The following is a 3,623-nucleotide window of genomic DNA, read 5'->3' on the forward strand; positions in this document are numbered from 1 at the left end:
TTCTTTGTTTTTGGTCGAATAAGATTAGCAGATTATCGATTAATCCTATCTTTCAACTTACTTTCAAAAAATTGCACTTGATTTTAGAATTGGCGATCTTCTTTATACTTACTTATTCCACACGGCTGATTTGGTTTTGGTGGATTATCTTTTAAATATGTTAAGTCTTCTAAAGTCTGCGATAGAACTTTCTTTTGTTGAAGCATAGGAAGCATAATATTGTCTTTCTCGTTAAGCGGAATATCCAAATTTAAAAGTATTTTTTGCACTTCATCATCTAACTCTTTTAGCGCATTATTTATATGTTTAATTGAATTCATAAAGTCATTGTAGCTAAAATTTAGAAATATTTGGGTATAATCCCACTCTCAAATTATGAGAATTTTACAAAGGAGCCATCGATGCCAAAAATGAAATCGGTAAAAGGCGCTGTAAAGCGTTTTAAAGTTAAGAAAAACGGTTCTGTTAAACGTGGTTCAGCGAACAGAAGTCACATTTTAACTAAACAAGATGCACAAACTCGTCGTGATCAAAATAGTCCTAAGACTATTTCAAAAGCTGACGAAAAAAATGTTAAGGCTATGATTAACTAATTTTAAATTAGTCAATTATAAATCTCCAATTATTTAATTGGGCAAGACCACCATTGATGTGGCACCTTATCACAATAAGTGAGCGGGTAAAGAAAAAGGGAAAATATGCCAAGAGTAAAAACCGGTGTTGTTCGTAGAAGAAGACACAAAAAGATATTAAAATTAGCAAAAGGTTTCTATAGTGGTCGTCGTAAACACTTCAGAAAAGCTAAAGAACAAATTGAACGTTCGTGGGTATATGCTCACCGTGACCGTAAGCAAAAGAAACGTGATTTCCGTAAATTATGGATCGTACGTATCAATGCAGCGTCTCGTTTAAATGGAATGAATTATTCAACTTTCATGAATGGACTTCACAAATCTGGCATCGAGCTTGACCGTAAAATTCTTGCTGACATGGCGATGAATGACGCAGCAGCATTTACTGCAGTTGCAGATGCATCTAAAGCAGCACTTAGTAAATAATTTTTACTAAGTATAAAGACTTTCAACTTTATGTTGGAAGTCTATACTCTATGTAAAAAAAGTACTGAATTCCCTTTAGTATTGTAATAAATTCCCAACGAAGAACTTCTAGATACAAAAACACCTCTTCCATTAAAAGCTTTTGAGTTTCTAAATATTTGACTTAAAATCTGAGTGTCAAAACCTTCACCATCATCTTCAATTCTAGTAATTATATAATCTGATGAATTGTAAACTATTTTATTTATTGTGACATGTATTTTTTTCTCACAGGTCTCTTGCTGTTCTAGTAGAGTTTCTAAGTATGTATCTTGTTCTATTAGCTTATGCTTAGATTGAGAGTCTAACCCTAGGTTTCCATGCTCGTAAGCATTCATAAAAAGTTCTGTAAATACAATACTTGCATTGTAAATTATTTTTGAGCTATTTGTAAAAGTATCCCAAATATTTGCATACCACTCATTTGCATTATCAATATCATCCATACTTGTCTCAAAACTTTGTTTAGCAATAATACTATTTACTAAATTGAGTTTATTGATAAATATAAATGTAATATCATCTTCGGCTTTATTTATTTTCCAGTGAAGTCTTTCTCTCATTCCATCTTTTGTAAAAGAATCTAAGAAGTCTTTTTCAATATATTCTATGTATAATTTATCTTTAAATCTTGTAGAATTTTCTATCATACCATCACTATAAAATAGAAATTTTGTAATATCAGAAGTATCATACTCAGAGATTTTAAAGTCTCTTATATATTTACTAATTGGAGCATTATTAGATTTGAGTTTTATTATTTGCATATCTTTGCTTTGCAGTAGTATTGCGGGCATTGCAAACTTAGAATATTGCATATTCTCTTTCGTACAGTCAAGTAGTATATAGTCTATAGATAGTGCTTCTTCTTCGAGCAGTATAGGTTTTATATATTCTAAGGATTCATCTATAAGTCTATGAAAATTAAAGTTATTTGAGTCTTGCATCTTATCTATAGTATGGTTTATAAATGATGTTACAAGCATAGAGCTAAGTGATGCAGATATTCCCTTCCACATTCCATCTACAACAAGGTAGAATGTTCTAGAGTTATCTATTTTTCTAGCACTGTAAGCGTCGCCACTTAAAATATCTAATGGTTGATATGAAAAATCTACTAATGCAGTACACTCTGTATTTATCATCTTATAATAGAAGTCATTTCTGAGAATATTGAGCTGTTTGGCAAAGGCTAGATCTTCTTGATAAGAAGTGTATTTATCTTTTTTTTGCAACTCTTGAATTTTTGCATTGTCTTGTTCTTGGAGGTATTTGTCTGCAATTATTAACTTTGAAATTGCCTCTAGTGAACTGATTACTTCTTTTTTAATGATTGGTTTTTTTATAAAATTATTAACATTTAGTTGTAATGCTTTTACTATTATATCTACATCCCTAATTGCGCTTACTAAAATTATTGGTATGTTTTTATCTGATGATCTAATTTTCTCTATTAAGCCTAAACCATTTAATTTTGGCATGCTGTAATCGCTTATAATTATATCAATATCATTTGATATATATTTTTCATATCCAGCTTCACCATCTTGGGAAAAAATGATTTCTTTAACAAAATCTTCAAAAATTGATTGGTATAAAAGATTGGTAGTAGGGTCATCTTCAACACATAAAAGTGTTAAAGATTTCATATGTTGTAAAACTTGTTTGTCTATCTCAATAGATTCTTTTGTCATATCTCTCTTTTACTATACTGTGAACTTACTAAGCTCATTTTGAAGTCTATCAGAATCACTTGATAACTTGTTAACACTACTTTCTACCTTAGTTCTATGTTGTATATTTTGATTTGATAGTTCTATAATCTCATCCATATTACCAATCAACTCTTTTGTTTTAGTTGCTATATATGTACTTTGGTGCATAACATTTTTTGACTTATCAGTTGTAGTAGAAAGGTTCTCTTTAGTCTCTTGTGCGTCAGAAATAAGCTCTTGAGCTGAACCAGAAATATTTTGCATATTCTCTGATGTTTTATTAGTTTCTTCAGCAATCTCAACAACATTTTGAGTGATAAGATTTACGTTTGAACTTATTTCACTAAGAGATTTTTGTGTTCTCTCTGCAAGTTTTCTAACTTCATCAGCAACAACAGCAAAACCACGACCATGCTCACCTGCTCGCGCTGCTTCAATAGCCGCATTTAATGCTAGAAGATTTGTTTGATCTGCTATATCAGAAATAATTGCAAGTACCTCTTTAATATTTTTTGCTTGTTCAGTAAGAGAAGATACTTTAACGACTAGTTCTTGTTGATGTTCCCCTCCTTCTTAAATAGTATACACAACACTATCGAGCTTTGATACAAAACTATCAAGAACATTAGATGTTCTATCTAAATCTTCAGTTACCGTAATAGAAGCTTCTTCAACTTCGTCTAATCTATCACCGACCTCAGAAACTAAAAGGTTCGCCAATTCTAAAATCAAGTGCAATTTTTTGAAAGTAAGTTGAAAGATAGGATTAATCGATAATCTGCTAATCTTATTCGACCAAAAACAAAGAAGT

General features: G+C 30.8%; 5 protein-coding genes and 1 pseudogene. 2 read left to right on the forward strand and 4 right to left on the reverse strand.

Annotated elements, in window-relative coordinates:
* Nucleotides 1-83: 83 nt before the first annotated feature.
* On the reverse strand, nucleotides 84-320 hold the full coding sequence (locus QZZ48_RS14785; RefSeq protein ID WP_294967027.1) for a hypothetical protein: 237 nt from the start codon (nucleotides 318-320) through the stop codon (nucleotides 84-86).
* A gap of 81 nt (nucleotides 321-401) precedes the next feature.
* Between QZZ48_RS14785 and rpmI the strand changes: the two genes are divergently transcribed.
* Together rpmI and rplT are read left to right on the forward strand one after the other, a co-directional pair.
* Nucleotides 402-593 carry a 50S ribosomal protein L35 gene (gene rpmI, locus QZZ48_RS14790; RefSeq protein WP_294967028.1) on the forward strand — a complete coding sequence of 64 codons (192 nt, stop codon included), beginning with the start codon at nucleotides 402-404 and terminating at the stop codon, nucleotides 591-593.
* 105 nt (nucleotides 594-698) lie between these two features.
* Entirely contained in the window at nucleotides 699-1,058 is a 360-nt protein-coding gene (gene rplT / locus QZZ48_RS14795) for a 50S ribosomal protein L20 (protein ID WP_294967029.1), read from the forward strand.
* A 41-nt stretch (nucleotides 1,059-1,099) separates the two neighbouring features.
* Here the strand turns inward: rplT and QZZ48_RS14800 are convergent, their stop codons facing one another.
* The 3 genes and pseudogenes from QZZ48_RS14800 to QZZ48_RS14810 all read right to left on the reverse strand — a co-directional run.
* The gene (locus QZZ48_RS14800; protein WP_294967030.1) at nucleotides 1,100-2,791 is read right to left on the reverse strand and encodes a response regulator; all 1,692 of its coding nucleotides are present in this window, start codon (nucleotides 2,789-2,791) and stop codon (nucleotides 1,100-1,102) included.
* 12 nt (nucleotides 2,792-2,803) lie between these two features.
* Nucleotides 2,804-3,322: pseudogene (locus tag QZZ48_RS14805) on the reverse strand (methyl-accepting chemotaxis protein); the annotation flags it as partial.
* 63 nt (nucleotides 3,323-3,385) lie between these two features.
* On the reverse strand, nucleotides 3,386-3,623 hold a 238-nt coding region (locus QZZ48_RS14810; RefSeq protein ID WP_294967031.1), incomplete at its 5' end, for a hypothetical protein.

Source organism: Sulfurimonas sp., assembly GCF_016744025.1.
Lineage (GTDB): Bacteria > Campylobacterota > Campylobacteria > Campylobacterales > Sulfurimonadaceae > Sulfurimonas.

What these genes read in the sequence shown, in the direction of transcription:
- QZZ48_RS14785 (WP_294967027.1), bottom strand. Translation starts at nt 320, where the DNA reads ATGAATTCAATTAAACATATAAATAATGCGCTAAAAGAGTTAGATGAT.
- rpmI (WP_294967028.1), top strand. Translation starts at nt 402, where the DNA reads ATGCCAAAAATGAAATCGGTAAAAGGCGCTGTAAAGCGTTTTAAAGTT.
- rplT (WP_294967029.1), top strand. Translation starts at nt 699, where the DNA reads ATGCCAAGAGTAAAAACCGGTGTTGTTCGTAGAAGAAGACACAAAAAG.
- QZZ48_RS14800 (WP_294967030.1), bottom strand. Translation starts at nt 2,791, where the DNA reads ATGACAAAAGAATCTATTGAGATAGACAAACAAGTTTTACAACATATG.